Origin of the sequence: Pseudidiomarina tainanensis, from assembly GCF_900115255.1 — a bacterium.
GTDB classification, from domain to species: Bacteria; Pseudomonadota; Gammaproteobacteria; order Enterobacterales; family Alteromonadaceae; genus Pseudidiomarina; species Pseudidiomarina tainanensis.
In genome coordinates, this window is record NZ_FOYU01000002.1 from 280,814 (window position 1) to 305,872 (window position 25,059).

General features: G+C 49.0%; 26 protein-coding genes. 17 read left to right on the plus strand and 9 right to left on the minus strand.

The features are described from left to right. Positions 1 to 9 precede the first annotated feature (9 nt). Positions 10 to 2,469, minus strand: a complete 2,460-nt coding sequence (locus BM292_RS08165) for a penicillin-binding protein 1A (RefSeq protein WP_092857436.1) — start codon at positions 2,467 to 2,469, stop codon at positions 10 to 12. A 213-nt stretch (positions 2,470 to 2,682) separates the two neighbouring features. On the opposite strand from BM292_RS08165, the gene pilM reads away from it, so the two are divergent. The 12 genes from pilM (at position 2,683) to BM292_RS08225 (ending at position 13,086) form a co-directional block, all read left to right on the plus strand. Next, positions 2,683 to 3,750 (plus strand): type IV pilus biogenesis protein PilM, encoded by a 1,068-nt coding sequence (gene pilM / locus BM292_RS08170; protein ID WP_092857438.1) that lies wholly within the window; start codon positions 2,683 to 2,685, stop codon positions 3,748 to 3,750. Then, the gene (locus BM292_RS08175) at positions 3,738 to 4,331 is read left to right on the plus strand and encodes a PilN domain-containing protein (protein ID WP_092857440.1); all 594 of its coding nucleotides are present in this window, start codon (positions 3,738 to 3,740) and stop codon (positions 4,329 to 4,331) included. Before pilM ends, BM292_RS08175 begins: the two co-directional genes overlap by 13 nt. 1 nt (position 4,332) lies before the next feature. After that, positions 4,333 to 4,923 (plus strand): type IV pilus inner membrane component PilO, encoded by a 591-nt coding sequence (locus tag BM292_RS08180; RefSeq protein WP_177203820.1) that lies wholly within the window; start codon positions 4,333 to 4,335, stop codon positions 4,921 to 4,923. After that, the gene (locus BM292_RS08185; RefSeq protein ID WP_092857444.1) at positions 4,920 to 5,459 is read left to right on the plus strand and encodes a pilus assembly protein PilP; all 540 of its coding nucleotides are present in this window, start codon (positions 4,920 to 4,922) and stop codon (positions 5,457 to 5,459) included. Before BM292_RS08180 ends, BM292_RS08185 begins: the two co-directional genes overlap by 4 nt. Continuing rightward, a complete protein-coding gene (locus BM292_RS08190) occupies positions 5,459 to 7,639 on the plus strand; it encodes a type IV pilus secretin PilQ (protein ID WP_245751889.1) in 2,181 nt (726 codons plus the stop codon). Before BM292_RS08185 ends, BM292_RS08190 begins: the two co-directional genes overlap by 1 nt. Positions 7,640 to 7,763: 124 nt before the next feature. Next, a complete protein-coding gene (gene aroK, locus BM292_RS08195; protein WP_092857446.1) occupies positions 7,764 to 8,282 on the plus strand; it encodes a shikimate kinase AroK in 519 nt (172 codons plus the stop codon). A 30-nt stretch (positions 8,283 to 8,312) separates the two neighbouring features. After that, on the plus strand, positions 8,313 to 9,416 hold the full coding sequence (gene aroB, locus BM292_RS08200; RefSeq protein ID WP_092857448.1) for a 3-dehydroquinate synthase: 1,104 nt from the start codon (positions 8,313 to 8,315) through the stop codon (positions 9,414 to 9,416). A 7-nt stretch (positions 9,417 to 9,423) separates the two neighbouring features. After that, positions 9,424 to 10,296, plus strand: a complete 873-nt coding sequence (locus tag BM292_RS08205) for a Dam family site-specific DNA-(adenine-N6)-methyltransferase (RefSeq protein ID WP_177203821.1) — start codon at positions 9,424 to 9,426, stop codon at positions 10,294 to 10,296. After that, positions 10,293 to 10,739, plus strand: a complete 447-nt coding sequence (locus BM292_RS08210) for a GNAT family N-acetyltransferase (RefSeq protein ID WP_092857452.1) — start codon at positions 10,293 to 10,295, stop codon at positions 10,737 to 10,739. Before BM292_RS08205 ends, BM292_RS08210 begins: the two co-directional genes overlap by 4 nt. After that, positions 10,736 to 11,416, plus strand: a complete 681-nt coding sequence (locus BM292_RS08215; RefSeq protein ID WP_092857454.1) for a class I SAM-dependent methyltransferase — start codon at positions 10,736 to 10,738, stop codon at positions 11,414 to 11,416. The genes BM292_RS08210 and BM292_RS08215 overlap by 4 nt, the downstream gene beginning before the upstream one ends. After that, positions 11,409 to 11,891 (plus strand): peroxiredoxin, encoded by a 483-nt coding sequence (locus BM292_RS08220; protein WP_092857456.1) that lies wholly within the window; start codon positions 11,409 to 11,411, stop codon positions 11,889 to 11,891. The genes BM292_RS08215 and BM292_RS08220 overlap by 8 nt, the downstream gene beginning before the upstream one ends. A 4-nt stretch (positions 11,892 to 11,895) precedes the next feature. Further along, positions 11,896 to 13,086 (plus strand): BaiN/RdsA family NAD(P)/FAD-dependent oxidoreductase, encoded by a 1,191-nt coding sequence (locus BM292_RS08225; RefSeq protein ID WP_092857458.1) that lies wholly within the window; start codon positions 11,896 to 11,898, stop codon positions 13,084 to 13,086. Here BM292_RS08225 and dbpA read toward each other — a convergent pair. The 7 genes from dbpA to BM292_RS08260 all read right to left on the minus strand — a co-directional run bounded on the left by dbpA (position 13,083) and on the right by BM292_RS08260 (position 19,884). Beyond that, complete coding sequence (gene dbpA, locus BM292_RS08230; protein ID WP_092857460.1) at positions 13,083 to 14,474, minus strand: ATP-dependent RNA helicase DbpA; 1,392 nt, start codon at positions 14,472 to 14,474, stop codon at positions 13,083 to 13,085. The two genes, BM292_RS08225 and dbpA, sit on opposite strands and share 4 nt — an antisense overlap. Positions 14,475 to 14,665: 191 nt before the next feature. Next, positions 14,666 to 15,394 carry a DsbA family protein gene (locus BM292_RS08235; protein WP_177203822.1) on the minus strand — a complete coding sequence of 243 codons (729 nt, stop codon included), beginning with the start codon at positions 15,392 to 15,394 and terminating at the stop codon, positions 14,666 to 14,668. Then, positions 15,391 to 15,900, minus strand: a complete 510-nt coding sequence (locus BM292_RS08240) for a protein disulfide oxidoreductase (protein WP_092857464.1) — start codon at positions 15,898 to 15,900, stop codon at positions 15,391 to 15,393. Before BM292_RS08240 ends, BM292_RS08235 begins: the two co-directional genes overlap by 4 nt. After that, the gene (locus tag BM292_RS08245; protein WP_092857466.1) at positions 15,900 to 17,969 is read right to left on the minus strand and encodes a protein-disulfide reductase DsbD family protein; all 2,070 of its coding nucleotides are present in this window, start codon (positions 17,967 to 17,969) and stop codon (positions 15,900 to 15,902) included. The genes BM292_RS08240 and BM292_RS08245 overlap by 1 nt, the downstream gene beginning before the upstream one ends. Positions 17,970 to 18,047: 78 nt before the next feature. Next, positions 18,048 to 18,407 (minus strand): hypothetical protein, encoded by a 360-nt coding sequence (locus BM292_RS08250; protein WP_092857468.1) that lies wholly within the window; start codon positions 18,405 to 18,407, stop codon positions 18,048 to 18,050. Between the two features lie 51 nt (positions 18,408 to 18,458). Then, complete coding sequence (locus tag BM292_RS08255) at positions 18,459 to 19,229, minus strand: SDR family NAD(P)-dependent oxidoreductase (RefSeq protein WP_092857470.1); 771 nt, start codon at positions 19,227 to 19,229, stop codon at positions 18,459 to 18,461. 97 nt (positions 19,230 to 19,326) lie between these two features. After that, a complete protein-coding gene (locus BM292_RS08260; RefSeq protein WP_092857472.1) occupies positions 19,327 to 19,884 on the minus strand; it encodes a TMEM165/GDT1 family protein in 558 nt (185 codons plus the stop codon). A gap of 161 nt (positions 19,885 to 20,045) precedes the next feature. Here BM292_RS08260 and BM292_RS08265 point away from each other — a divergent pair, with 161 nt between their 5' ends. Beyond that, a complete protein-coding gene (locus BM292_RS08265) occupies positions 20,046 to 20,636 on the plus strand; it encodes a hypothetical protein (RefSeq protein WP_092857474.1) in 591 nt (196 codons plus the stop codon). A gap of 77 nt (positions 20,637 to 20,713) precedes the next feature. Next, the gene (locus BM292_RS08270; RefSeq protein ID WP_092857476.1) at positions 20,714 to 21,628 is read left to right on the plus strand and encodes a surface lipoprotein assembly modifier; all 915 of its coding nucleotides are present in this window, start codon (positions 20,714 to 20,716) and stop codon (positions 21,626 to 21,628) included. 23 nt (positions 21,629 to 21,651) lie between these two features. Here the strand turns inward: BM292_RS08270 and BM292_RS08275 are convergent, their stop codons facing one another. Beyond that, positions 21,652 to 23,004 (minus strand): S8 family serine peptidase, encoded by a 1,353-nt coding sequence (locus BM292_RS08275; RefSeq protein WP_092857478.1) that lies wholly within the window; start codon positions 23,002 to 23,004, stop codon positions 21,652 to 21,654. Between the two features lie 154 nt (positions 23,005 to 23,158). On the opposite strand from BM292_RS08275, the gene BM292_RS08280 reads away from it, so the two are divergent. The 3 genes from BM292_RS08280 to BM292_RS08290 are packed head-to-tail and all read left to right on the plus strand — an operon-like array spanning position 23,159 to position 24,959. Further along, entirely contained in the window at positions 23,159 to 23,695 is a 537-nt protein-coding gene (locus BM292_RS08280) for an RNA polymerase sigma factor (protein WP_092857480.1), read from the plus strand. Further along, positions 23,685 to 24,419 carry a hypothetical protein gene (locus tag BM292_RS08285; protein ID WP_092857483.1) on the plus strand — a complete coding sequence of 245 codons (735 nt, stop codon included), beginning with the start codon at positions 23,685 to 23,687 and terminating at the stop codon, positions 24,417 to 24,419. The genes BM292_RS08280 and BM292_RS08285 overlap by 11 nt, the downstream gene beginning before the upstream one ends. 18 nt (positions 24,420 to 24,437) lie before the next feature. Continuing rightward, positions 24,438 to 24,959, plus strand: a complete 522-nt coding sequence (locus BM292_RS08290) for a CC0125/CC1285 family lipoprotein (RefSeq protein WP_092857485.1) — start codon at positions 24,438 to 24,440, stop codon at positions 24,957 to 24,959. Positions 24,960 to 25,059 lie beyond the last annotated feature (100 nt).

A 25,059-nucleotide genomic window follows, 5' to 3' on the forward strand; every position in this document is an offset into this window, starting at 1 on the left:
CCTTAGCAATTAGAAAATCGAGTCGTCGTCACTAAAGATATCTTTTGACGACGACTTCGAGTCTGCATACTCGGTTGGCGCTGTGCCTGGCAAAAAGTACTCAAACCGCGTGGTGTAATCGTTCTTACGGCTGAGTTTACCGGTGGCCAGATCAATCCGTGCCATCACCAACCCAGGTGGTACTTGGAATGGTTCAATGGTCGCATCTTCAAGCGCGGTTTCCATGTAATCAATCCACATTGGCAAAGCCGTTTTCGCGCCCGCCTCAGTTCCGGAAATCGGTTGCTCGCTACTATCTAAGTTTTCATTCATCGTGGTGCTGCCAAGCGCACGTTCTAGGTTATCAAAACCCACCCATGCGGTCGTAACTAAGCCACTCACGAAACCTGAGAACCAGGTATCTTTAACATCGTTGGTGGTACCGGTTTTACCGACAATATTGCGGCCAGCTAAATCAACAATCGGTTTTGAACGCTGAATACGCCATGCGGTACCATTCCAACCGGTACGATGTTGCCAACTACCGCCACCCCATACTGCGGAGTTCATCGCTTCGGTGATTAAATAAGCATTTTGCTCAGAGATCACTTGCGGTGCTTGCACCACGTCGCGTTCTTCCTCGCACAACACACACGCCACCGCAGGACGCGCGCTGTAAACTACTTCGTCGTTATTGTCGACAATGCGCTCGATAAAGTACGGATTGACTAAGTAGCCACCGTTTGCAAATACCGCATAACCGCGTGCAACTTCTAACGGCGTCATTGACGCCGAACCCAGTGATAATGACTCGTTGCGCGGCAATTCATCAATAGCAAAGCCAAACCGAGTGAGGTATTCAACGGTGGTATCAATCCCCATAGCGCGCATTAAACGCACTGAAACCACGTTCTTCGATTTTGCTAAACCTTGGCGCACCCGAATTGGTCCTTCATAGACATCGGGCGAGTTACGCGGACGCCAGGCAATGCCACTACCGGGATTCCACTGGTTAATTGGCGCATCGTTGACCAAGGTTGCCAGCGTAAAGCCATTTTCTAAGGCGGCGGAATAAATGAACGGCTTAATATTTGAACCGGCCTGACGCTTTGCTTGAATGGCGCGGTTATATTGGCTCACCGCAAAACTGTAACCACCCACTGCTGCGGCAATACTGCCGTCTTGCGGACGCAATGAAATAATTGCACCGCTTGGCTCTGGCACTTGCGCTAAACGCAGCCCCTGCTCAGTCGCACGAATGCGAACTAGTTGTCCTGGGGCTAATATGTCGGTTGCCGCTTGCGGTGCCGGACCCTGCCGATCAGCATGCATATACGCACGAGCCCACGCCAACCCAGACCATGGCAATTCGCGCGGTTCACCGCTCGCTGTTAATACCTGCGCAGATTTCTCGGCAACACTCAGCACCACAGCCGGTACGGTTAATCCAATTGCTTCTTGACTGCGCAAAAACTCACGAATGGCATCAAATTCCCAAGCTTCTTCATCAGGTTGCCACAGTATTTGCTCAGCACCACGATAACCGTGACGCTCATCGTAGCCATGTAAATTCAGCTGCACAGCGCGTTGTGCAGCGCGTTGCTGTTTCGCATTCACGGTGGTGTAGACTTTAAAACCAGAGTTGTAAGCGGCATCTTCACCATAACGCGCCACCATGTCGGCGCGCACCATCTCAGCTAAGTAGGGCGCACTCATGGTTACTTCGGCACCATGTAACCGAGTTTCAATGGGTTCTGCTAAGGCATCGCGATATTGGTTTTCGCTGATAAAGTTTTCGGCCAGCATGCGCCCTAACACCGTGGCACGACGCTCACGTGCTCGCTCTGGATTAGAGATGGGATTCATTGTTGATGGTGCTTTCGGTAAACCCGCAATCATGGCCATTTGTGCCAATGTTAAATCCTGCACATCTTTACCATAATAAACCTGCGCTGCAGCACCAACACCGTGCGCGCGATGACCAAAAGTAATTTTATTGAGGTAGAGCTCTAATATTTCGTCTTTGGTGAGCTCTTTTTCCATGCGCAGTGAAATAAAAGCTTCTTTTATTTTCCGCGTCCAGGTTTGTTCAAAACTCAAATAGAAGTTACGCGCCAGCTGCTGAGTGATAGTACTACCACCACCTTGAATTTCCCCGGTACTGATTAACAAGGCAAACGCACGAGCAACACCAATTGGGTCGATACCGAAATGATCGTAAAAACGTTGGTCTTCCGTGGCAAGAAAAGCATTGATAAGTGGCTGGGGAATTTCTTCAAGTTGCAGAGGAATTCGCCGTATTTCACCAAACTGGGCAATCATTTCACCGTCTGAGGAATACACCTGCATTGGGGTTTGCAAGCGCACTTCTTTTAACTCGGCCACGCTCGGCAAGTCGTCTTCCCAATAGAAGTACAAACCAACAACGGCAATCGAGCCCAGAATTGCTAGCGTCACTCCGACGCCAAGCACCCACTTAAAAATCTTCAATGACAGCCCCTTTTTTTCCTTTCGACTATACTGTTTTACAGGTTGCGCAATTAACGTTCATATTATAGAAAGATAAGGACAGAAACGTAATGTTTATTTAGATTGTGCAAAGAACTTTGCACAATGCTTACCTTTCTGCTTAATATGAGGTTCGGCATAGAACAATTTTAATAATATAATGCCATTAAAACCGGTCCAATTCAGGGGAGCATTATGGGGCTATTTGGTCTGGGAAAAAAGCCAGGTCTGGGAATTGATATTGCTTCGGATGCAGTTAAGGCAATTGAGCTTGTGCCTAGCGGTGATACTTACGACATAACGAACGTTGCTGAAGTGTCGCTACCGAAGAATTTAATTACCGACGATGAAATTTCCGACATCGAGAAACTTGCCAAGATGATTACGCAGGTGCGTAAGCGTATGGGCAGCACTCGCGTTGCCGTCGCGGCGGTATCAGGTACCCAAGCAATTTCTAAGCAAGTGCCAATGAGTCTTGATTTAGACGATGAAGCGATTGCAGAAAAAATTGAAAGTGAAGCTGAAGCACTTATCCCCTTCCCAATCAATGAAGTGCGCTACGACTTTGAAAGTCTCGGTGAGCATCAAACACTGCCGGGACAACAACGCGTTTTAGTGACCGCAACACGAACCATCAGTGTCGATAGTCGCGTACAGGCACTCGAGGGTGCTGGTTATAAGGTTGCCATCATGGATGTCGACAACCAAGCCATTGCTCGAGCTTGCGGCCACTTGCTGCCACATATGCACCCAGAGGTACTGGAAAGTAAACTGCCTTATTTGATTCTCGATATCAGCACGAGCTCGATTCAGATTATCGTCGTGCATCAAGGCGAAGTGGCGTTCCACCGGCCACAATCAGGGGGCTTAACCCCTTTACTTAGCGCACTGGATGAAGACGGCAGCATCGACCACGGTGAAATTATGGCGAAGTTACGCTCAGGCGACATCGATGATTTCCCAACCTTAATTATTCAAGATTTCTTAAGTAATTTGTGGAACCAAGTGAGTCGTAGCGTGCAAATGTATCAAAGCAATGCTGCAGACAAAGGCTTCGCGGCTATCTTGCTAATTAATACCGGCGCTATGTTGCCAATGATTACCGAGGCCTTAAGTGAACAAGTGGAATATCCGGTGCATGCGTTAAACCCGTTTGAGCACTTTATTTTGCCGAGCAAGTTTTCGCATCTACAAAATCACGGCCCGCGTTTCGTTGAATCGATTGGTCTTGCGCTACGGAGTTTTGCAACATGGCACATGTAAACCTACTCCCATGGCGCGAAACTGCACGGCAGCGCGCAAAAACTCGCTTTGGTATGCATGCGGGGATTGCTGTCGGTATCGCAGCCATTATTTTCGGAGCTGCCTACATGGTGATTGGTGACTACAAGAGTTATCAACAACGGCGCAACGGCTTTTTGCAATCACAAATTCAAATTCTTGACGCCCAAATAGCCGAAATCAATAGCATCAATAAAAAGAAACAAGAGATTTTAAATCGTATCAAGCTGATTCAATCGCTTCATGAAGATCGCAATACCGCCATCACTATCTTTAACGAGTTAACCGAACGAACGCCAGATGGTGTTTATCTTCATTCGCTTGAAAAACGTGACTTGCAGCTTGTGATTAGCGGTCGCAGTATTTCCAATAATCGAGTTTCGGAATTTTTACGTGATTTAAAAGCATCACCGGTATTTGCTGACCCTGAACTACGTAACGTGGTTTCGGCGAACTCAAACGCTCGTGGTCGCGCACGCGGTGTCGATGCGAATTCTGATTACGATGCATTTTCATTGGTGGTCACGATTGTGCCGCCAACTACCACGGAGGCGAAAAAATAACATGAGTATGGATAGCCTACGTGAATTAGATATTAACGAGTTGCCATTTTGGCCGCGACCATTCCGCATGGCGGTGCTGGTCATCATTGCTATTGCTGTCTTAGGTTTAAGCTACCACTTTATATTGGCCGACGAATGGGCAAGTTATAAACGCGAAGTGGCGAAAGAAGCGCAACTTAAAGAAGACTATCGTAGTAAATATCAAACGGCTGTGAATTTGCCGCTCTATCGGGAGCAACTTGAGCAACTCAATAGCGACCTAGAAACACTGCTTGCGATGCTGCCAAACGACGACGAAACACCGAAGCTTTTGGATGATATTAGCTTAATTGGCACCAAGAGTGGCTTGCGCTTTGACCGCATCGAATGGCTCATGCCGCAGCCACGCGAGTTTTATACTGCGCTGCCAATGCGCATTGAATTGAAAGGTGCATACCATCAAATCGGTGACTTTGTCGGTCAGATGTCGAGCCTTGATCGCATTATTAGTGTGAAAGATTTCAAGATGCAGTTACAAGATGACGAAGGCACACTCAGCTTGTCAGTGAATGCTGAAACCTATCGTCAGCAAACTTTGAGGACACAACCATGATGAAAAAAATGATTGTGTCGTTAGCTGCATTTGGCTTCTTAGCAGGCTGTGCACCAACGGGTCACCAAGATCTCGAGCAGTTCACAAGTGAGGTTCAGCAAACTGCGAAACCTGGTATTAGTCCACCGCCTGAGCTTCCTGTGCTTGAACGTATTGTCTACACCGGCGCCGATATTCGTAATCCGTTTCAGCCGACACCGTTGCGTGATTCTGCTGCGCAAGTATCAGGCCAAAATTGTCCGCAACCAACACTCGGTGCACCTAAGGGTGGTTTAGAGGGTGTCGCCCTGGATCAGTTGGCTTTGAGCGGCACCATGCGTTCAGGAAATGGTCAGCTCATCGGGCTACTGGTTTCCAACGAAGGTAAATTATTCCGCGTACAACGTGGTGATTTCATCGGTCTCGACAACGGCCGCATCATCGCCATTACTCCACAACAAATTTCGATTCGTGAATGGTTAGCAACCGGTGACGGCTGCTGGCAGCAACGCGACGTATCGTTAACCTTGCTGAACTCGCAAAGGAGCTCGAACTAATGAAGCACTTAATCCGTACCTTATGTCTACTGCTGTTGATGCCACTTGCGGTATCAGCCAATGAGCTCTTACGGGTTGAGCAGATTGCGTTAAATAAAGATCGCTTTAATCTTGAAGCGCACTTTTCGAAACGTGTCGAGTCTCCCGTTGTCACTCGCAGCAGCAATCGAAATCTCCATGAGTTTTTGTTGCTTGGCACCAGCGCCAACATGCCAGATGGCCGCTTAAATCTGCCAGATCATCCGTTACTGGATTACGTTGAAATTGAGCAGCAACGCGAAGATTTAATGTTGCGTGTGTATACCAAACAACCGCTTGAAAACTTAATGAGCCGCTTTGGTGAAGTAATGGTTTTGGTTTTCGTGGCACCGAAAGATGGTAACAAACCTGCTGCAACAAGCGCTAAACCGTCGCCTCAGCCAGCAACGCCGAAGCCGACCCCAAGCAAGCCAGCTGAACCGAAACCAGCACCAGAAAAAGCGGAGCAGCGCCCGGTCACTGATACCAAGCCAGTTCCAGCTAAACCAGAAGCGGCAACTCAAACTCCGGCAAAACCTGCAGAGCCACAACGCGCAGAAGTCCGTACTGAAAGTAAGCAACAACCGAAGAAAACAGCGGTAACCAATATCAATTTCTTCCGTCTGTCGAATGATGTCGGTCAAGTCAGTATCGCTTTGAACAAAGACAATGTTGAGCACGAAGCGCGCATGCGTGGTAATGATCTCGAACTCATCTTGTATGACACTGAGTTACCCGAAGATCTTCTTTATGTTTTAGATGTTAGCCAGTTCGCAACCCCGGTCGCATACGTGGAAACGTTCCGCGACGGTCGTAACAGCCGCATTAAAATTGCCGGTAAGCGCAAATTTAAACATCAACTTGAACAAATTGATGGTTACTTGCGCCTGAACCTTGCTGAAGCACCGCAAGTGGACGCGCAAGAAGCTCAAGCAAAATCGAGTCAGAAGCCGATTTCGTTGAATTTCCAAGATGTTCCTGTGCGTCAACTCCTTCAGATTTTGGCCGACGAGAACAACCTCAACTTGGTTGCCAGTGAGTCCGTAACGGGTAATATCACCTTGCGTCTTGAAAATGTTCCTTGGGAGCGCGCGCTTGAGACTATCTTACGCGTGAAAGGACTCGATAAACGCTACGATGAGAACATTCTGATTGTTGCGCCAGCATCTGAACTCGCCCAACGTGAAGCGGAACAGCTTGAAAGTCAGCAGCGCATGCAAGAGCTTGCGCCGCTTGAAAGCTCATATATTCAAATCAATTACGCCAAAGCCGATGAGATTGCGCAGATTTTGCGTACCGACAGCTCAGACTTATTATCGAGTCGCGGTGCAGTAACTGTGGATGAGCGCACTAACACGCTACTCGTGCGTGATACGCCGGAACAAATCGATACCGTTAAAGCGATGGTAAAAGTACTCGACGTGCCGGTAAAACAAGTAATCATCGAAGCACGGATGGTGACGGTACGTGACAATATTAGTGATGAACTCGGTATTCGCTGGGGTATCACCGAACCAGCACTGGACACCTCAGTGCCGCCACCATGGGGTACTGGTACCAATGTGACCGGTGACTTCAACGTGAACCTGCCAATTGCATCACCGGCAGCCACCATTGGTTTCCAAGTTGCCAAACTAGCTGATGGGCGTTTGTTAGACCTCGAATTGTCGGCACTGGAGCGTGAAAACAAGGGCGAAATCATTGCCAGCCCGCGTATCACTACTGCAAACCAAAAAGAAGCCTATATTGAGCAAGGTACCGAAATTCCATACGTGGAAAGCGCCTCATCGGGTGCCACCTCAGTCCAGTTCAAAAAGGCTGTTTTAGGGTTAACGGTAACGCCACAAATTACGCCAGATAATCGCGTTATTCTCGACTTAGTGATCACGCAAAATACCCGTGGCGAAACCGTGAGCACGCCAACTGGCCCTGCAGTATCGATTGATACTCAGGAGATCAGCACGCAGGTATTAGTTGAGAACGGTGAAACCATCGTGTTAGGTGGTATTTACCAACAGCAAATCTTAAACGACATTTCAAAAGTGCCGTTGCTGGGTGATATTCCATACGTTGGCGTTTTGTTCCGTACTGATAGCCAAGTTAACGAAAAGCGTGAACTGTTAATTTTCGTCACACCACGAATTGTAACGAATACGCCGTAAACCTTGCTTATGGAGCTGTGACTTGCGATAATCGCGCATCTTTTTGGTTGGGTTAAGGAAGGTCTTGAGACACTCCGGATTCCGTGAGTCACAGCTAGTTAAATAAGTGAAGTAACACATCAATATGGCTGAAAAACGTAACATTTTCTTAGTGGGCCCTATGGGCGCTGGTAAAAGCACAATCGGGCGACAATTAGCCCGCCAACTTCATCTCGAATTTTTTGATTCTGACACCGAAATCGAACGCCGCACTGGCGCCGATATTGCTTGGGTGTTCGAGTTAGAAGGCGAAGAAGGTTTTCGCTTACGCGAAGAAAAAGTTATTGAAGAACTGACTGAAAATACCGGTATTGTACTCGCGACCGGTGGTGGCTCTATCTTGAGCAAAGAAAGCCGCAACCGCTTATCCGCTCGCGGTGTGGTTGTGTATTTACAAACCACTATCGAAAAGCAACTGGCCCGCACCCAGCGTGACAAGCGTCGGCCATTAATTGCCGAAGCGGACAACCCACGCGAAGTGCTCGAGAACCTCGCTGAGTTACGTAATCCACTGTATGAAGAAATTGCTGATATTGTCGTGCGCACAGACGAACAAAGTACCAAGTTAGTGATTGATCAAATTATTGAAAAAGTTGGTTTATAAACTACTCGACGATTAAATCCGGAGGCGCTCATGCAGAACACCACACAGCAAATCATCGTGGGTTTAGATGAGCGCAGCTATCCGATTGATATTGGCGCTGGCTTGCTCGCACGTACGCCATTATTCGAACATCTACCGCAACAAATTTTACTCCTCTCGAATACCGTTGTTGACCCATTGTATGGCGACCAAGTGCGCGCTCAATTAAGGCACCACACCGTGGTGACACATCTGATTGAAGACGGTGAGATCGCTAAAAGTTTTGCCAATTATGCAGCCGTTATGGACACTTTGATTAGGCATAATTTTAATCGCGACTGCGCGATTATTGCGCTTGGCGGCGGTGTGGTTGGTGATCTTGCTGGATTCGTAGCAGCAACCTATCAACGTGGTGTTGGGTTTTACCAAATCCCGACCACTTTATTGGCACAAGTCGACTCATCCGTCGGCGGCAAAACGGCTATCAATCATCCTGGCGGCAAGAACCTCATTGGCGCGTTTTATCAGCCGCAAGCGGTGTTAATTGACACCCACTGCTTGAGTACACTGAACGACCGTGATTATGCCTGTGGCTTAGCCGAGGTGGTGAAGTACGGTATTATCGCCGACGCTGATTTTTTTGCTTGGTTAGAAGCGCATCAAAGAGAACTGAACCAGCGCGATGCCGCAGCCCTAACGTACGCCATTCAACGCAGCTGCGAAATCAAAGCTGACGTTGTTGCCGCCGATGAACGTGAGCAATCCGTGCGAGCATTACTCAATCTTGGTCACACCTTTGGACATGCTATTGAAGCGGCACACTTCGAGAACTGGAAGCATGGTGAAGCAGTGGCAGCCGGCACCGTGATTGCCGCCTATTTCATGCATCAACAGAATCGGCTGAGCAGTCACGATTTTACCCGTATCGAAACCCTATTAAGACAACTCAACTTACCTGTGCGCGCACCAGAAATGCCATTAGAGCGCTGGCAGACGTTTATGCAACGTGATAAAAAAGTACAAGCGGGTGTGGTTCGGTTAGTGTTACCTACAGCTATCGGAAAAGCCTGCCTTGAGCCGTGGTCAGACTGGCAAGCTATCGGCAAAGCAATTGCCGCGATGAGCCATTCTGACGCACGTAGCCCTTTATTATAATGAGCCAATGAGCATGACGAAGCAGCGCGCCTTTCTGAAGTGGGCAGGCGGTAAATATAATCTGATTGAATCAATTACCGCGGTACTGCCAGACGGTAATAAGCTGATTGAGCCCTTTGTTGGTGCTGGTTCGGTGTTCCTGAATACCGACTACCCAAAGTACTTGCTCAACGATGTGAATCCCGACTTAATTACGTTGTTTAAGTTTGTGAAACGTCGTCCGAAACGTTTTATTGAAGATGCTCGCAAGCTCTTCAGTGTCGCGAATAATTCACCTGAAGCCTACTATGCGCTGCGGCAGCAATTTAATAGTAGTAGTGACCCGTACGAGCGTTCATTATTGTTTTTATACCTGAATCGACATGGTTATAACGGACTGTGTCGCTACAATTTTTCCGGGCAATTTAACGTTCCATTTGGGCAATATCAGCGTCCTTACTTTCCGCAAGCCGAAATTGAGTTCTTTGCCGAAAAGGCGCAGCAAGCCACCTTCACCTGCATGAGCTTCGAGCAAGTATTTCGACGCGCACGCAAAGGCGACGTGGTGTATTGCGATCCACCCTATGCACCGCTGAGTTTAACCGCTAATTTCACAAGTTATGCCTGTGGTGGCTTTGGTATTGATGATCAGACCGAATTAGCACGCCGCGCCGAACATACAGCCAGAAAGCGTGGCATACCTGTGGTCATCAGCAACCATGACACTGAATTTACCCGCCTGTTATATAAAAAAGCTGAACTAGAGAGCTTACAAGTGGCGCGATTTATCAGCCCGAAAGGCGATAGCCGCGGCAAGGTTGCTGAACTACTCGCGCTGTATGACAACAAGCGTAATAACGTTGTCACATTGACCCCTGAACTACGGAAGCGGTTACGATGAATTGGCATTTAAAAGCATTTGCTAAGCTCAACACCACCGAGCTGTACGACATCATGCAACGGCGTGAACAGGTGTTTGTGGTTGAACAGACCTGCCCCTATTTAGATGCCGACGGCAGTGATAGCCACGCGCTGCATTTGTGGGCCAATGACGGTCAACAAACCGTTGTAGCTTATGCGCGTATTTTCTTGGGTAAAGACGGCGATGGTTATTCGCGCATTGGCCGCGTGCTCACTGCGCAATCCGTGCGTCGCTCAGGGCTTGGTCGTGAACTCATGCAACGCGCTCTCGAAGTCTGCCATACCTACACGCCAAACTTATCGATTCGCTTGGGGGCGCAAGTGTATTTGCGCGCGTTCTACGAAAGTTTCGGTTTTGTCGCGATTAGCGATGAGTACTTAGAAGACGATATTCCCCATATTGATATGGAACGTCAGCCATGAGCGTAGGCTCATCCGACAACGCTTTTGTGCTTGAACAAAGTGCGGACGGGTTACAACTGCGCTGGCTCGAACAGCCGAAAATGCATCCGTTACGAATTGATTTTTTGGCTGGTAAAGCGGCCTTTCGGGCGGCGCAAGCACGCATTAAAGACGAAGCAATTGCGCGCGCATGCGGCTTGCACAAAATTAAAAATCCAAGCATCTTAGACGCAACCGCGGGACTAGGTCGTGATGCTCAGGTATTAGCTCAATTAGGCGCAACCGTGGGCTTAAATGAACGTCATCCGATAGTGAAGCAGTTACTTGCAGATGCCTTAAACCGACTGCATCAAGCCATACCAGAGTGGCGGCATCGACTATACTTGGTAGACGTGAGTAGCTTAGATGAGATTGCAGACGACAGCTTTGACGTGGTTTATTTAGACCCGATGTACCCCAAAGGTGATCGCAAAGCCAAAGCAGCCGTAAAGAAAGACATGCAAATGTTTCAACAATTAGTTGGCGCCGACGAAGACGCCGATGCGTTGTTGCAACCTGCGCTACGAATAGCTCGTCAGCGAGTGGTGGTGAAGCGACCGCAACACGCTGATTTTCTCGCCGGTGTTTCACCGCATGCCCAAGTGGTCAGCAAGAAACACCGCTTTGATTTATATTTCCCGGAGCAACATCATGATTAAAACCAATGACCGAATTCCTGCAGGCACGTTAACCGCACTTGGCGAAGTGGGTATGCAACAATTCAATCCAGCTGAGTTGTTTGCCAAAGGCACACACATTTTATTTGCGGTACCCGGCGCATTTACTCCAACCTGCTCGGAAAAGCACTTACCAAGCTTTGTCAAACACGCGAATGATTTGCGCGCACAAGGCGTACAAACCATCGCTTGTGTTGCGGTAAACGATGCTTTTGTCATGAAAGCTTGGGGTAAAGCCCTGAACGTTGATGACAGCGTGATGCTACTGGCTGATGGCGATGCGTCTTATCACCAGCAATTGGGCCTTATCAAAGAAACTGGTAGTTTCGGCGGCACCCGCGCGGAGCGTTATGCGATGGTTATTACCGACGGTGTGATCACACATTTGTTCGTTGAAGACGAGAAAACTTACGGCGTGAGTAGCGCTGAACACGTACTCGAAGCACTGCAAGGTTAATGCCGTGTCGCAGTCTGCCGTACATGATGTGATTGTGATTGGGGCCGGTGCTGCTGGCCTGCATTGTGCGGCAACTGCAGCAAAGCGTGGTCGACGGGTTCTGGTGCTCGATCACGCCAAGCAAGCTGGTAAAAAAATATTAATCTCCGGCGGCGGGCGCTGCAATTTCACCAATATGTACGCTAGCCCCGAAAACTACCTCTCGGAAAATCCGCACTTTTGTAAATCGGCACTCAGCCGTTATACCCAATGGGATTTTATTGGCTTAGTTAACGATTATGGCATTGCCTACCACGAGAAAACGCTCGGCCAACTTTTTTGTGACGATAGCGCCAAAGATATCGTCAATATGCTGGTGAAAGAGTGCAGCAAAAATGGCGCACATGTGCAATTACGCACCGAAGTTCTGAGTGTTGAACACACCGCTGATGGCTATGTGGTGAAAACTTCCCAAGGGCTGCTGCAAGCCGAAAAAATCGTTGTGGCTTGCGGTGGATTATCGATGCCTAAGCTAGGCGCTACCCCGCTCGGTTATCAACTGGCGGAACAATTTGGTCACCGCGTAGTGCCGGTGCGTGCTGGGCTCGTGCCGTTTACCCTGCATGATGCTGATAAACAACGCTATGCTGAACTTTCTGGGCTCAGTGTTGATGTGGTTGCGAGTAATGACCGAGCCAGCTTCAAAGAAGCGATGTTGTTTACTCATCGCGGAGTGTCCGGCCCATCCATGCTACAAATTTCATCCTACTGGCTACCCGGCGAAAGTATTGCCGTGAATTTATTGCCGCAAGACGATGTATTTACTGCCCTGAGCGAACTGCGCCAAAGCCGTCCACGCATGAGTTTACGCACCGCTATTCAAGAGTGGTTCCCGAAGCGCTTAGCTTTAACTCTCTGTGAGCAATATCAGTGGCCGGATAAAAACCTCGCCGATTGCAATAATGCGCTCCTACAAAGTGTTGCCGATACCCTTCACCAATGGCCCTTGAAGCCAAATGGCACGGAGGGCTACCGTACTGCTGAGGTCACTCTCGGTGGCGTTGATACCAACGAAGTGAGCTCGAAAACCATGGAGAGCCGCTTACAACCTGGCCTATTTTTCATTGGTGAAGTGCTCGACGTCACTGGCTGGTTGGGCGGCTATAACTTCCAATGGGCGTGGTCAAGCGGCTGGGTTTGCGGCGAGAGCGTTTAAAGTGCGCGAGCGCGAAAGCGTTTGCCTTTGATTTTGTCGTTGTTGATCAGGTTCAAAGCGTGCTTTGCGGCACTGCTTGCGACGGTTACAAATGCCCAACTGCTTTGTACCTTGATCTTGCCGATTTGCTGAACAGTTAATTTGTTGTCACGAGTCAGTGCACCAACGATATCGCCTGGGCGCAATTTATCTTTTTTGCCGCCGCTGAGTTGCAAGGTCACCCAGTCCGATTGCAGTGGTTTACTGCTTGATGGTGCGGTGGGTAGCGCTTGCAAACGAATCGGCTCGGCGAAATCATCTTCCAACAGACGTAACTTGTAATCATCTTGCGCACCCACAAGCGTTACTGCAAGCCCTTCAGCGCCAGCACGACCGGTACGGCCAATGCGATGCGTGTGAGTGTCGAGATCATGGGCGATGTTGACGCTGATCACCATATCCAACTCGGCAATATCGAGCCCACGCGCGGCAACATCGGTTGCCACTAAAACACGTGCGCTACCATGACTAAATTGCACCATGGTTTGATCGCGGTCTTTTTGTTCCAAATCACCATGTAACGCGAGGGCGCTAAACCCTTTCCCGATTAATTTATCGGTAATACGCTGGGCTTCCGCTTTGGTATTACAAAAAACGATGCAGTTTTGCGGCTGTTGGCTCAGCAGAATTTGCTGCACGGCATAAGCCGAATCGGTGTCATCCAGTTGATAAAACACTTGGCTGATTTTTGCCTGCGTTGGGGTTTCAGCAACTTTCAGTAACTGCGCCTGCTTGCTCACTTGTTGTGTCAGTTGAACGATGCTGTTGGGATAGGTTGCACTAAACAGTAAATTTTGACGCGTCGACGGCGTTTTCGCCACAATCGCTCGGAGTTCATCCTGAAAACCCATCTCGAGCATTCTATCGGCTTCATCAAGCACTAATGTTTGTAACTTGGCAAAGTTCAGTCGATTCTGGTTGAGATGATCAAGAACACGCCCTGGCGTGCCGACTAAAATGTGCGCGCCATGCTCTAGCGAGGCGATTTGGAAGCGGGTTGGAACTCCGCCACACAATGTCAGAACTTTCACGTTCGCCATGTTCTTTGCCAATTTACGAATGGACTCCGCCACCTGCTCTGCCAGCTCACGCGTCGGGCACAACACTAATGCTTGCGGAGCAAATTCGGTGACGTCTAATTTTGCGAGTATTGCTAAGGCAAAAGCAGCAGTCTTTCCCGAACCGGTTTGCGCCTGCACCACCACGTCATCGCCGCCTAGCATGAGCGGTAAGCTGCTTGCTTGCACCGGTGTCATTTGTTCGTAGCCGGCTTCGTTTAAACTTTTAAGCAACGCTTCAGCAAGGCCTACTTCGGCAAAATTTGATGCGGCTGGTAAGGATTTCGACATGGTGGGGTTCTTCTTCATTGGAGAGCGAGGCGCAAGTATAACAGAGATGTGGGCTGACCATTGCTAGATTTCTTGAATTGCCTCCGCAGCTTCGGGTAGCCGCAGTGTATTTTTGCGAACTTGGCGCCCCTGCCATATCAACAAGGGCGCCAACACGATTAACGACAGTTTCTGTAGCATAAATCTCAACGTTATTGTGCGAGTGTTTGCTGCACAATCTGCTTCAGCTCACTATATTCAATGTAGCCTGGAATGGTTTGTCCACCCACCATGATGGCTGGCGTACCACGCAATTGGAAATCAGCGAAGGCACGATAGTTGCGTTCAATCACCGTCGGTGTCGCTTTTGGGCTATCTAACTGCGAACGTGTACCGGTTTTTCGCGCAATTTGCTCCAACGATTTGCCGGTATGTAAGCCATTCTTTTTATAAAGAAGGTCATGTACTTCGGCAAATTGCTCCGGTTGGTTCTGCCACACATTTAAAGCAAAGTTAGCTGGATTTAAATTGCCGCCTTGCACGCTTTGTTGACGCAGTGGCACCAGCACGTTGATCACTTTCACTTGCGGAAATTCTTCCACGAGCTTCTGCAAATGTGGTTCTAAGCGTTTGCAATATGGACAATCATAGTCGGTAAAGACAATCACCGGTACGGTGCCATTTTCGTTACCAAACCATGGGTGTGCGTCATCATTATCAAGTAACCATTGCCCATGATCACGTTGCGCTTGTTCAGCAGTTTTTTTACTCGAAATATATTGCTGCAAACTATTCAACACGCTTGGGATCACTTCTGGATTTTGCTCAAGCAGTTCATTAATTTGATCCAGTTGCTGCGCTTGAGTCGATGGTTGTTGTGCGTTGCTCGCAGCACTCACAATCAAAAACAACGACAAAATAGTGCTTAAAAGGTACTTCATAACTTCTCCAATTTTTGCATCCATTGCGCCCAAGTTAGACGCAACCATAAACCGACTGGCGTCGAAGCACCAGTGGTGTAAGAAACAATTTCGCCATTAGCAATGATAACAACCGTCGGGGTCGCATTAATTTGCCAACGACGCGCTAATTCACCCGTGTTGTCATTCACGGTTTCAAATTGATAGTCATGGTGTTGCAAATAGCTAGTTAGCCGCGCGTCATTGCCCGAGCGAATGGCCACGCTCAACACGGCATGATCGTCCGCAAGCCAGTTAATGGACGGTGATACCCAATCACATACTGGGCACCAGATGGCCCAGAAGTACAGCATCACCGGCTGCTCATAACTACGAGCCAGAACATCGTGTTGCTGTTGCTCAATAGTCACGACACTGAGCGCATCAATCGGACCTGACGGCAGACCACGACTACGCCAACTATCCACTGCAAAACTGATGGCAATGAATATGGCGAGATAAATAGCGAGTTGCTTGAGAAATTTCATCAACGGGCCTGCTCAATTGCTGCTAACACAGCGTTATCTGTGAGTATCACTGGCAACGCTATGCCGTTCGGTGCGCCTGGTCCATAAACTTGATTAAACGGCACACCATAACGGTTATAGCTACGCAGATAATCCGTGATTTGCTCACTAGGGCGAGTCCAATCGCCTTGCATGAGTAAGACATCGTCGGCGCGTAACGCACTAGCAACCGGCTCTTGCAACAACACCCCTATTTTGTTGGCCTTACAGGTTACACACCAATCAGCTGTCACATCCACAAACACCACTTGTCCTTGAGCGACTGCACGCGCAATTGCATTTGGCTCAAGCGGTTGCCACGCATGCTCTTGTAGCTGCGTTGGCTGACTTGTCCAACTGCTGATGAGCAAACCAAACCCGCTCAGTAACATAGCGCCAGCGATAGCACCGATGACACCAGCTCGCCCAAAACGACGATAGGCTAACATCAACGCCAATAACACCAAGGCGGCGACAATGAATGTAAACGTGGTGGCACTGACATGATTGCCAAGCAAACTAATTAACCATGCGGTGGTGAGCAACAGCAACAACGCAAAAATCCGATTGACCCACTTCAACCAAGGCCCCGGTTTCGGTAGTTTCATCGCGACGCTTGGCCATAGTGCAACCGCCAACCACGGTAGGGCCATACCAACACCTAATGCGATAAAAATCATCAATAGTTGTAAGTTAGATGTGGCCAGGGCAAAGGCAACGGCTGTGCCGAGAAATGGTGCAGTGCAGGGTGTCGCCAGTAAGGTTGCGAACATACCTTGAATGAAATGTCCCAATGTGGATTGATCACCGCGGGTGGCGACCCATTGTTGCATGCCTTGCGGAAGCTGAATTGTCCATAAACCGCTCACTGACAACGCAAACAAGCCGATGACGATTGCCATACCACCAATAAAATAAGGGTTCTGGAACTGGATGCCCCAGCCAATCGCGTGACCACCAAGCTTTAATAACATCAACATGATAGCCAGAAGCACAAATGACGTGATGATACCAAGCGCCGAGGCAATAAATTGACGGCGAACCTGACTTCGTTCACGCTCGGCAACCATCACCGACTGTAGCTTTAAGCCCAGTACTGGCAACACGCATGGCATGATATTCAAAATTAGCCCGCCCAGTAACGCCAGCGGAACCATCAACCACCAGCCTGTGGCGGTTGTTGATGAGCTGACGCTGCCGGCATGCGCCGTTGCACTAAGTTCTGCCCGAATTAGCTCATCGGCGATTGTCACCTGTAGCGGCTCACCGGCTAGTTCGGGCTGTTCCAGCCAATGCGAAATTGCAAACCGCGCGGTCAGCTCATTGCCCTGATGGTGTTGCTCTAATAACTCGATGGTTAGATCCGCATAATCCTCGCGCAAACTATCCACAAAAATCCGCGGCTGTCGCCATTGCGCGGTATTTTTAACGGTAACCGCTAATTGCTGTTGCGACGCCGACCAGACCATGTCAGCGACACTGAGCTGCGGGTGATCTCGATGCGGCAGGGCACTTTGCGCCTGCTCGTAAGCAAACATCGCATCCATATCAGCAGTAAGCTCACTTGGCGTGAAGTTTAATGCCAAAGGGAAGTCCGAGATCACGCAAATATTAGTACAGCTGGCTAAGGTTAGGAGCCCTTGCAGCGCAACGGGTTGTTGCCAATTTTCCACACTAATTTGCAATGGAAAGTTGATATCACCTTGATAGCCGACGGTTTCGATTTCTTGCACATCAAAACGCTCAGGTACCGGGAAGCGCCAAGCAATGTCGGTGATATTGACGGAATCGTTCTGCCAAGCCAACTGCGGTGGCACACCGCCCTCGCCTGGCGTACGCCAATAGGTTTTCCAATTCTCGGCAAGCCGCACCTGCAGCAGTGCCGCAACTTGACGTTGTTCCGGATCGGTTTTGCCTGATATTAGCAAGCGCACTTGAACAGGAGGATGTTCTTCGAGTTGAATCCAGTCGGTCGCCACTTGGGCCTGAGCACTACTACTCAGTAACCAGAGCAACAGTGTCGCCAACCAGATTTTTAAATTATTTATCATAAACTTATCTCATGTATTCATGATTATTTATCACACATTCAGCAATGTGCAATCACACAGTTTTAAACCATGCCGGTGTTACTCATTGAATACACAAAATAGAAGGTGGGGTCGGCGTCGCCGATAACTGGGCGGCGCCTGCGCAAATCCAACAAATAGCTGACGAATAATAACCAGTAAAATCACGCCCACAAACAGCGAAAGCGCCGTGCCGCCATCTAATATATTGAGATGCGCCTGTTGCAGTAATTGCGAGGAGCTATCGCACTCAGCAACCACCACCGTATCGCCAGCAGCACTGATTTGGGTGTCATGTTGAGCTTGTGGACACCCTGCAGGGACCCAGCTACTTTGTTGACCCCAACACAAAAACAGCACGCAAAACACCGCCATTAAGGCGGCATAAGCACGTTTTTTGTCAGCACCAAATCTCAACATAACTGTATTTTCTAATATCCAATATCTAAGAGCTAATATCGTCTTGGCTTTTTAACTGGCGCCCATGCCGCCGTCGACGCGATATTGGCAACCCGTAATAAAACTACTGTCATCAGACGCCAAAAACAACACTAAGTTCGCCACGTCCATCGGTTCGCCATAATGCTGCATTGGAATGATTTGTTCAAATTGGCTTTGCACTTCTTTACCATGGCCAGGGTTCATGGTTTCTTCAATAGCTCGCATCATTCGTGTATGAATGGGCGATGGATGCACGGAGTTAACGCGCACGCCAAATGGTCCAGCTTCTAATGCGGCTGACTTGGTCAAACCAACCACGGCATGTTTTGACGCCACATACGGACTCATATTGCCAAAGCCATCGAGACCCGCTACCGACGACATATTAATAATACTGCCAGACTTCGCTTTGAGCATATGCGGCAAAGCGTACTTCATGCCAAGAAATACGCCGCGAGCATTCACTGCCATCACGCGGTCAAAATGTTCGGTTGCTTGCTCATGCACAGCAGCGGGTTTGCATTCAATGCCGGCGTTATTGACCAGAACATCAATGCGCGAGAAATGCGCTAGGGTTGCTTGGATAAACTTCTGTACGTCGGATTCATTCGATACATCAGCGGCGACGCTAAACACACGGTCGGCATGACCCAGCTCTTTTTCCGCGACATCTAGGTCAGACTGCTTTAAGTCGACAAGGCAAACTTTCGCACCTTCGCGCAAAAATAATGCCGCAGTCGCAAGACCTATGCCTGCGGCACCACCAGTAATAATGGCAACTTTATCTTCAAGACGGGGCATCGCACACCTCCAATTTTCTTTCAATGTGCGATCAACTATAGATTAAATCTTGGTCAGTTTTGTGATCATGGTTAAGTTTTTTTACAACCGTAGTGAATCACCAAAACAGAGCAACGATACCGAGAAGAATGAACACCGCTGAAGCGATATAGCGAGCGAGATCAAGCGGCAGTTTCTGCATGAGTTTTCCACCGAGCAATACAATCGGCACATTTGCAACCATCATGCCCAAGGTGGTTCCCATGGTAACCGCCATCACACTGGTGTATTGCGCGCCAAGGACAATGGTTGCCACCTGGGTTTTGTCGCCAATTTCAGCAATAAAAAACAATATCGTGGTAGCGATAAATGCCCCATATTTACGCACCTCATTGTGTTCATCGTTGTCTGGCTTATCAGGAATTAGCACCCACAAACCCACGGCAATAAAACAGGCCGCAACAATGTAAGTCGCAATATTTTCAGGCAATACACCAACAATCCAACTGCCGAACCAAGCCGATACAAAGTGATTCAAAACGGTGGCCACAAAGATTCCCGCAATAATCGACCATTTGTGACGATAGCGCGCGGCTAAAAACAGGCTGAGTAATTGCGTTTTATCGCCAATTTCAGCAAGAGCGACGGTCACCGTCGAAGTAAGAAATGCGTCCAAAATATGCTCCTTGTAGGCAGGGGCGCATTTTATCGGTAACGAGAAATATCATCAACACAACATTTGCTGGCGCTTTGCACTGCCTTTACAAAAGACTACGGAATAATGCGCGGTCTCCTGCCGTTATCGAAGTGTCATTACGACATAACGGAGGAATCATTATGAAAACCGTATTTAACTTAAACGTAATCGCTTTATCACTCGCTTTAACTTCAGGTGCGGCTTTCGCACAAGATGCCTCGCTCAGCGCAAATGCTTCTGTTGCTGCGCAGCAATCAACTTCGGTAGAGGCTGAAAACAATCGCGCAGAGGCCGATACTCAAGTTTCTGCCAATGCAAACGCAAATGCTTCGGCGCAAATGCCACAACCTGCTATGGATAGCGACTCGTCAACCGAAGAAGAACAACCGGATGACGAGCAAACGGAAGAAGCTTCTGAAACCAGTGGTGAATTGCTAGCTGAAAGTGAACAAGACCTATCAAGTCAAGCCGATGCATCACTTGAAACTGTTAATGGCTTGCAATCTGACGTTGTTAACACAGTCGATGCAACTGCAAACGTTGCACAACAGACGGCTGGCGCTGTCACTGCAACGGTTAATGACACAGTTTCATCAACTGTTTCAGGTGCAATCGAGACAGCTTCTGAAGCTGCCGTTACCGATAGCGTGAATGACACCATTAACAGCTCTGTGGAATCGACTGTTGATGCTGCGGTACGCAATACCATTCGCGGCAACATTGGTAACTAATATAGGTAAACCTGATTGACCCTGAAGACATGGAGCTAGCCCCGCGCTAGCTCCATATTTTACTCGGAGGAATCACCATGAAAACATCAACGTTTGTTTTTAGCCTTGCCGCCGCGGGCTTACTGCCAAGTACTGGGCTCGCCGAAGAGCCAGATTTTAGCTGGCAGGGTAAGCTCGAAGCGGGGTATTTATACGATAGTAACGTCACGGTGCGTGAACTCGATACTGCAACCAATAAATCCGACCAAGCAGCCCAACTCAACGGCAGTCTCTCGCTGAAATGGAATCCGTGGGCCAGCTTAAACGTTAATACCGGCATTACCCACAGCGAAACGCTCTATCAATCGCAAGATGAATTTGATTTGGCCATCACCACCATTTCTGGCGATTTGTCATATGACTTCAACGCACTCACCGTGGGCGTAAGTCGTCATGATGCTCAGGCTGATCTGGCTGAGCAGGCGTTTATGGATTATCAGCAAGACGCACTTTATCTTGCTCGATTGTGGGGAACGCGTTGGTATACCCGCATTGCATTACAAGACATCGACAAGTCATTTAATCAGGTGCCCGATCGCAATGCGACCGCTCAGGCTATGACCGGCGATGTGTATTGGTTCACGCCTTCGGCCAAGACTTTCGTGATGTTCGGTTATACCTACCATGATGAAACAGCCACCAACCCTGAGCTCAGTTACCAAGAGCCGCAGTACCGACTGACTTGGCAATCACAAGCCGCAGGCTGGGGTGGCGAACATACCTGGCAAGTTCATCTGCAGTGGCAACAACGTGACTACGTGGCCCCAATGCAGCTGCTTGATGGTGCTGCACGTGAGGAGCAACGTTTGACCGTGCGCGCGAAGTGGGATATTCCGCTGGTTTCGGCATTTAAGCTAACGCCAACCATTGAGTATGTTGATAACCAATCTAACTTCGCCGATGTGGACTATAACGAGACCCTCGCTGAGTTGAAGTTGAGCTATGCGTTCTAATTCAACTTTTGTATTTGGACGTTTCATTCGGCAGTTAAGAGCCCGAAACCGAACACTGAATCACGACCTTTAGTACCAAGATCAATCACCCGTTGCTGAAGTGCCTGTCGCACTTCAGCGACATTTTGCAGTTTATTTTCATGCCAAATACACGCAGCCGCTGCGCTCACCGCTGGCGCGGCCATCGAGGTGCCCGTTTCATAGCCAACCTGACCATCACGTCGCGCTGTCTTAACCTGCACACCACGTGCCGCAAACTCAACAAACTCACCTTGATTCGCCCACCGATAAATGGCGCCGTGACCATCAACTGCAGTCACCGCGATCACCTCGTCATAAGCGGCCGGATAGCTCGCAGGTGCTGCAGGTCCATCATTACCCGCTGCCGCAACGAGCAATATATTTTGTTCAGAAAGACGCTTTACCGCCTGCTCTAACAAAGGGTTGCCGGGCCCCGTCAATGACATGTTGATCACACGAACCTGTTGTTCAGCCAACCAGTTCAACGCTTCTAACAACGGTAACAACGCAGCGCCTTGTTGCAAGGCATTATGGCGATGAAAAATGGCTGCGCTATAAAGTTTCGCCTGAGGCACTAAGCTCATGTAGTCTTCATGTGAACCAACAAGTAAGCCGGCTACAGCAGTGCCATGTGCAGTAGGCTGCGCAATACCATTCGCTAGAAAATCCTTTTGCACAATGGTATGGCTCGCAAAGGCCGGATGCGCGGTGTCGACGGCCGTATCAATCATACCAATCGTCACCGGGGTTTCACACCAGCGCTGCTGAGCAGCTTGCTCAGTGTCTGCCGTAGCAGCCGAGCCTTGGGTGTCATAAACATAATGGCGCGCTAACGATGCCGCTTCGGCATCGGGTAATTCACGACGCAACAGCTCTTCATCATTGAACTCCGCCGGCACTTTAAACCGCAATACCGTCATGCCAACTGCGCCGAGTTCTTGCTTTGCAAGCAGCTCAGAACCCAATTTTTGAAGTACTTGCTCGGCTTCTGCTGAGGCTACGACGAGCCATTCGCGCTCCAACACACGCGTGCCATCGTCGAGTGTGACCTCAGTAAATAACTCTTGGTTGTTGGCGCCAAGTACCGGTAGTCGATTCATGGTGTCATTGGCGACTGTCACGACCCCTTGATGAAGGTTTTGCAGCGTTTCAGGTAAGCGCTGCTGCACATTATCTTGAACGCGCTGTTGCACTTGGTTACGCACACGATCGGTTGTGCGTTGAACATCCTGAAGTACCGGCTGTACTGGATTATCAAGCACTTGTGAAAACCCCGTCGTTGGTAAAATCAACGTTAACAAGGTAAAGAGAAGGCTTCGTTTGGTGAAATGACGTGCTAGTTTAATAGTCATCATGTTGTACCTCGTGCTGCGTAACAAGTGTGTACACCATTAACGGTTTCTAGCAAAAAAAATTCCGTTCTCATGGAATAAATGTGCGACATGGCTCGTTACCAAATTAACACAGAATGAAACGAACGTTTTCAATTCAGTCAACTTGGATAGAACGATGACAACAGCAAACTTGAAACAACAAATCAGTTCAATATTGCCAGCTTTACGGCGCTTTGCCCTGTCGTTATGTGGCAATGTTGCCGACGCCGACGATTTACTCCAAACCACCGTTGAACGCCTACTAACACGTTCGGTCCCGGAGGATGCTGAGCTCATCGCATGGGCATTTAAAGTATGCCGTAATGCGTGGATTGATGAGCATCGTGCACGTAAAGTTCGTGAAAATGCCGTGCATCATGAGCAATTGCAGGAATCATCAAGCACGGACGACGCACAACGTATTCATGCTCAACTTGAATTACATCAAGTCGATGCGGCGTTAGAACAACTTCCGAACGAGCAACGTGAGGCCATTGCTTTGGTTGCCATACAAGGTTTGAGTTATCGCGAAGCCGCTGACATTCTTGAAGTACCTACCGGCACCATTATGAGTCGTTTGGCGCGCGCGCGCAGTAAATTAGCTGAATTATTGCAACACACACACGTCGATGACAGCGCTACTCGTCAAGGGGGAGCTCCATATGTTCATTAATGACGAGACGCTATCAGCATTCTTAGACAATGAACTCGACTCGGCTGAGGCAGAGGTTGTACGGGAACAGCTCGAACATGACGAAAAACTTGCTGAGCGCTTAGCGGCTCTCGCTATGACCGACTTACACGTTCGCGAACGAGTTGATGCACTGAATACTCAACCCATACCAGAGCGAATTTATAAATTGCTTGAAGAAACGAATGAGCCAACCAATGTCGTCTCATTGAGCCGCTGGAACGTGTTAAAAAACGCCGTGCAAGAGCATGTTGCCGTTGCCGCTAGCGTTGCTTTAATGATTGGTTTTGGCTTAGGTGTATGGACATTGACACCCACAACGGGCACACCCGATACGGCAATTGCCGCGGCTCTCGAGACACAGCCAAGTGGTAAACCCTATGCACTGGCTACCGACACGACGTTTACCGGTCAGCTCACCTTTGTCGATAACCAAGGTGATTATTGCCGTCAGTATGAAGTGACCCAGCAAACGACCAAAACTACCGGGATCCAGTGCCGCCGTAATGGCACTTGGCAACAAATAGCGAGTCTCGAAGTCGCCACTGATACACAGTCGGGCGGCTATCAGACAGCAACCAACAAACACATGCTGGACCCAGTTTTAGACCAAATAATGCGCTCGGCACCGTTAACGCCAGCGCAAGAACAAGAGACACTTAACGCTGCTTGGAACTCGAATTTAAAAAACGACCCGCAGCATTAAAACCAAAGGAGAACGACCATGAAAACACTCACTGTTATGTTGTTCACATTAGCAAGCCTTGTCCTTGTTGGTTGTAGTTCACAGCCTGATTACCGCAAAGCGGAGGGTTCTGGCTACGGATACCAAGAAACTAAAATTTCGGATACACAGTATCGCGTGAGTTTTAAAGCTCGCGGTTCCGATAAAACCAAAGCCATGGACTATGCTTTACTCCGCGCCGCTGAAGTGACCTTGGAGAATGGCTATGACTGGTTTGTGGTGACACACCGCGAAACACTCATTGACCGCGAGCGTGTGAGCCCTGAATCAAGTATTGGCTATACCAGTTCACACGATATGGTCACGCGCTGCGGTTTAATCTCGTGCACTACCACGCATTATCCACGCGACACGTACAGTGCCGGTATTCATATCGGTGGTCGTGAGTCGAGTGATATCGAGAGCATTGTTGAAATCAAACTGGGTAAAGGAACACGCCCAGATACCGATTACAGCTTCAATGCACTCGAAGTGAAGGAAAATCTCAGCCCTAAAAATTAGCCCGATCTACCCCTTGAGAGGGATCTCGAGGGTACTCCTTCAGCGCAAGGTTAATTCGCAACCAGACTGCGTATACTGCATGCATTGAAAATTGATTTTG

Bases quoted from the DNA above. Each gene is read 5' to 3' on its own strand.
- pilM (WP_092857438.1), top strand. From the start codon at position 2,683: ATGGGGCTATTTGGTCTGGGAAAAAAGCCAGGTCTGGGAATTGATATT.
- BM292_RS08175 (WP_092857440.1), top strand. From the start codon at position 3,738: ATGGCACATGTAAACCTACTCCCATGGCGCGAAACTGCACGGCAGCGC.
- BM292_RS08180 (WP_177203820.1), top strand. From the start codon at position 4,333: ATGAGTATGGATAGCCTACGTGAATTAGATATTAACGAGTTGCCATTT.
- BM292_RS08185 (WP_092857444.1), top strand. From the start codon at position 4,920: ATGATGAAAAAAATGATTGTGTCGTTAGCTGCATTTGGCTTCTTAGCA.
- BM292_RS08190 (WP_245751889.1), top strand. From the start codon at position 5,459: ATGAAGCACTTAATCCGTACCTTATGTCTACTGCTGTTGATGCCACTT.
- aroK (WP_092857446.1), top strand. From the start codon at position 7,764: ATGGCTGAAAAACGTAACATTTTCTTAGTGGGCCCTATGGGCGCTGGT.
- aroB (WP_092857448.1), top strand. From the start codon at position 8,313: ATGCAGAACACCACACAGCAAATCATCGTGGGTTTAGATGAGCGCAGC.
- BM292_RS08205 (WP_177203821.1), top strand. From the start codon at position 9,424: ATGAGCATGACGAAGCAGCGCGCCTTTCTGAAGTGGGCAGGCGGTAAA.
- BM292_RS08210 (WP_092857452.1), top strand. From the start codon at position 10,293: ATGAATTGGCATTTAAAAGCATTTGCTAAGCTCAACACCACCGAGCTG.
- BM292_RS08215 (WP_092857454.1), top strand. From the start codon at position 10,736: ATGAGCGTAGGCTCATCCGACAACGCTTTTGTGCTTGAACAAAGTGCG.
- BM292_RS08220 (WP_092857456.1), top strand. From the start codon at position 11,409: ATGATTAAAACCAATGACCGAATTCCTGCAGGCACGTTAACCGCACTT.
- dbpA (WP_092857460.1), bottom strand. From the start codon at position 14,474: ATGTCGAAATCCTTACCAGCCGCATCAAATTTTGCCGAAGTAGGCCTT.
- BM292_RS08235 (WP_177203822.1), bottom strand. From the start codon at position 15,394: ATGAAGTACCTTTTAAGCACTATTTTGTCGTTGTTTTTGATTGTGAGT.
- BM292_RS08240 (WP_092857464.1), bottom strand. From the start codon at position 15,900: ATGAAATTTCTCAAGCAACTCGCTATTTATCTCGCCATATTCATTGCC.
- BM292_RS08245 (WP_092857466.1), bottom strand. From the start codon at position 17,969: ATGATAAATAATTTAAAAATCTGGTTGGCGACACTGTTGCTCTGGTTA.
- BM292_RS08250 (WP_092857468.1), bottom strand. From the start codon at position 18,407: ATGTTGAGATTTGGTGCTGACAAAAAACGTGCTTATGCCGCCTTAATG.
- BM292_RS08255 (WP_092857470.1), bottom strand. From the start codon at position 19,229: ATGCCCCGTCTTGAAGATAAAGTTGCCATTATTACTGGTGGTGCCGCA.
- BM292_RS08265 (WP_092857474.1), top strand. From the start codon at position 20,046: ATGAAAACCGTATTTAACTTAAACGTAATCGCTTTATCACTCGCTTTA.
- BM292_RS08270 (WP_092857476.1), top strand. From the start codon at position 20,714: ATGAAAACATCAACGTTTGTTTTTAGCCTTGCCGCCGCGGGCTTACTG.
- BM292_RS08275 (WP_092857478.1), bottom strand. From the start codon at position 23,004: ATGATGACTATTAAACTAGCACGTCATTTCACCAAACGAAGCCTTCTC.
- BM292_RS08280 (WP_092857480.1), top strand. From the start codon at position 23,159: ATGACAACAGCAAACTTGAAACAACAAATCAGTTCAATATTGCCAGCT.
- BM292_RS08285 (WP_092857483.1), top strand. From the start codon at position 23,685: ATGTTCATTAATGACGAGACGCTATCAGCATTCTTAGACAATGAACTC.
- BM292_RS08290 (WP_092857485.1), top strand. From the start codon at position 24,438: ATGAAAACACTCACTGTTATGTTGTTCACATTAGCAAGCCTTGTCCTT.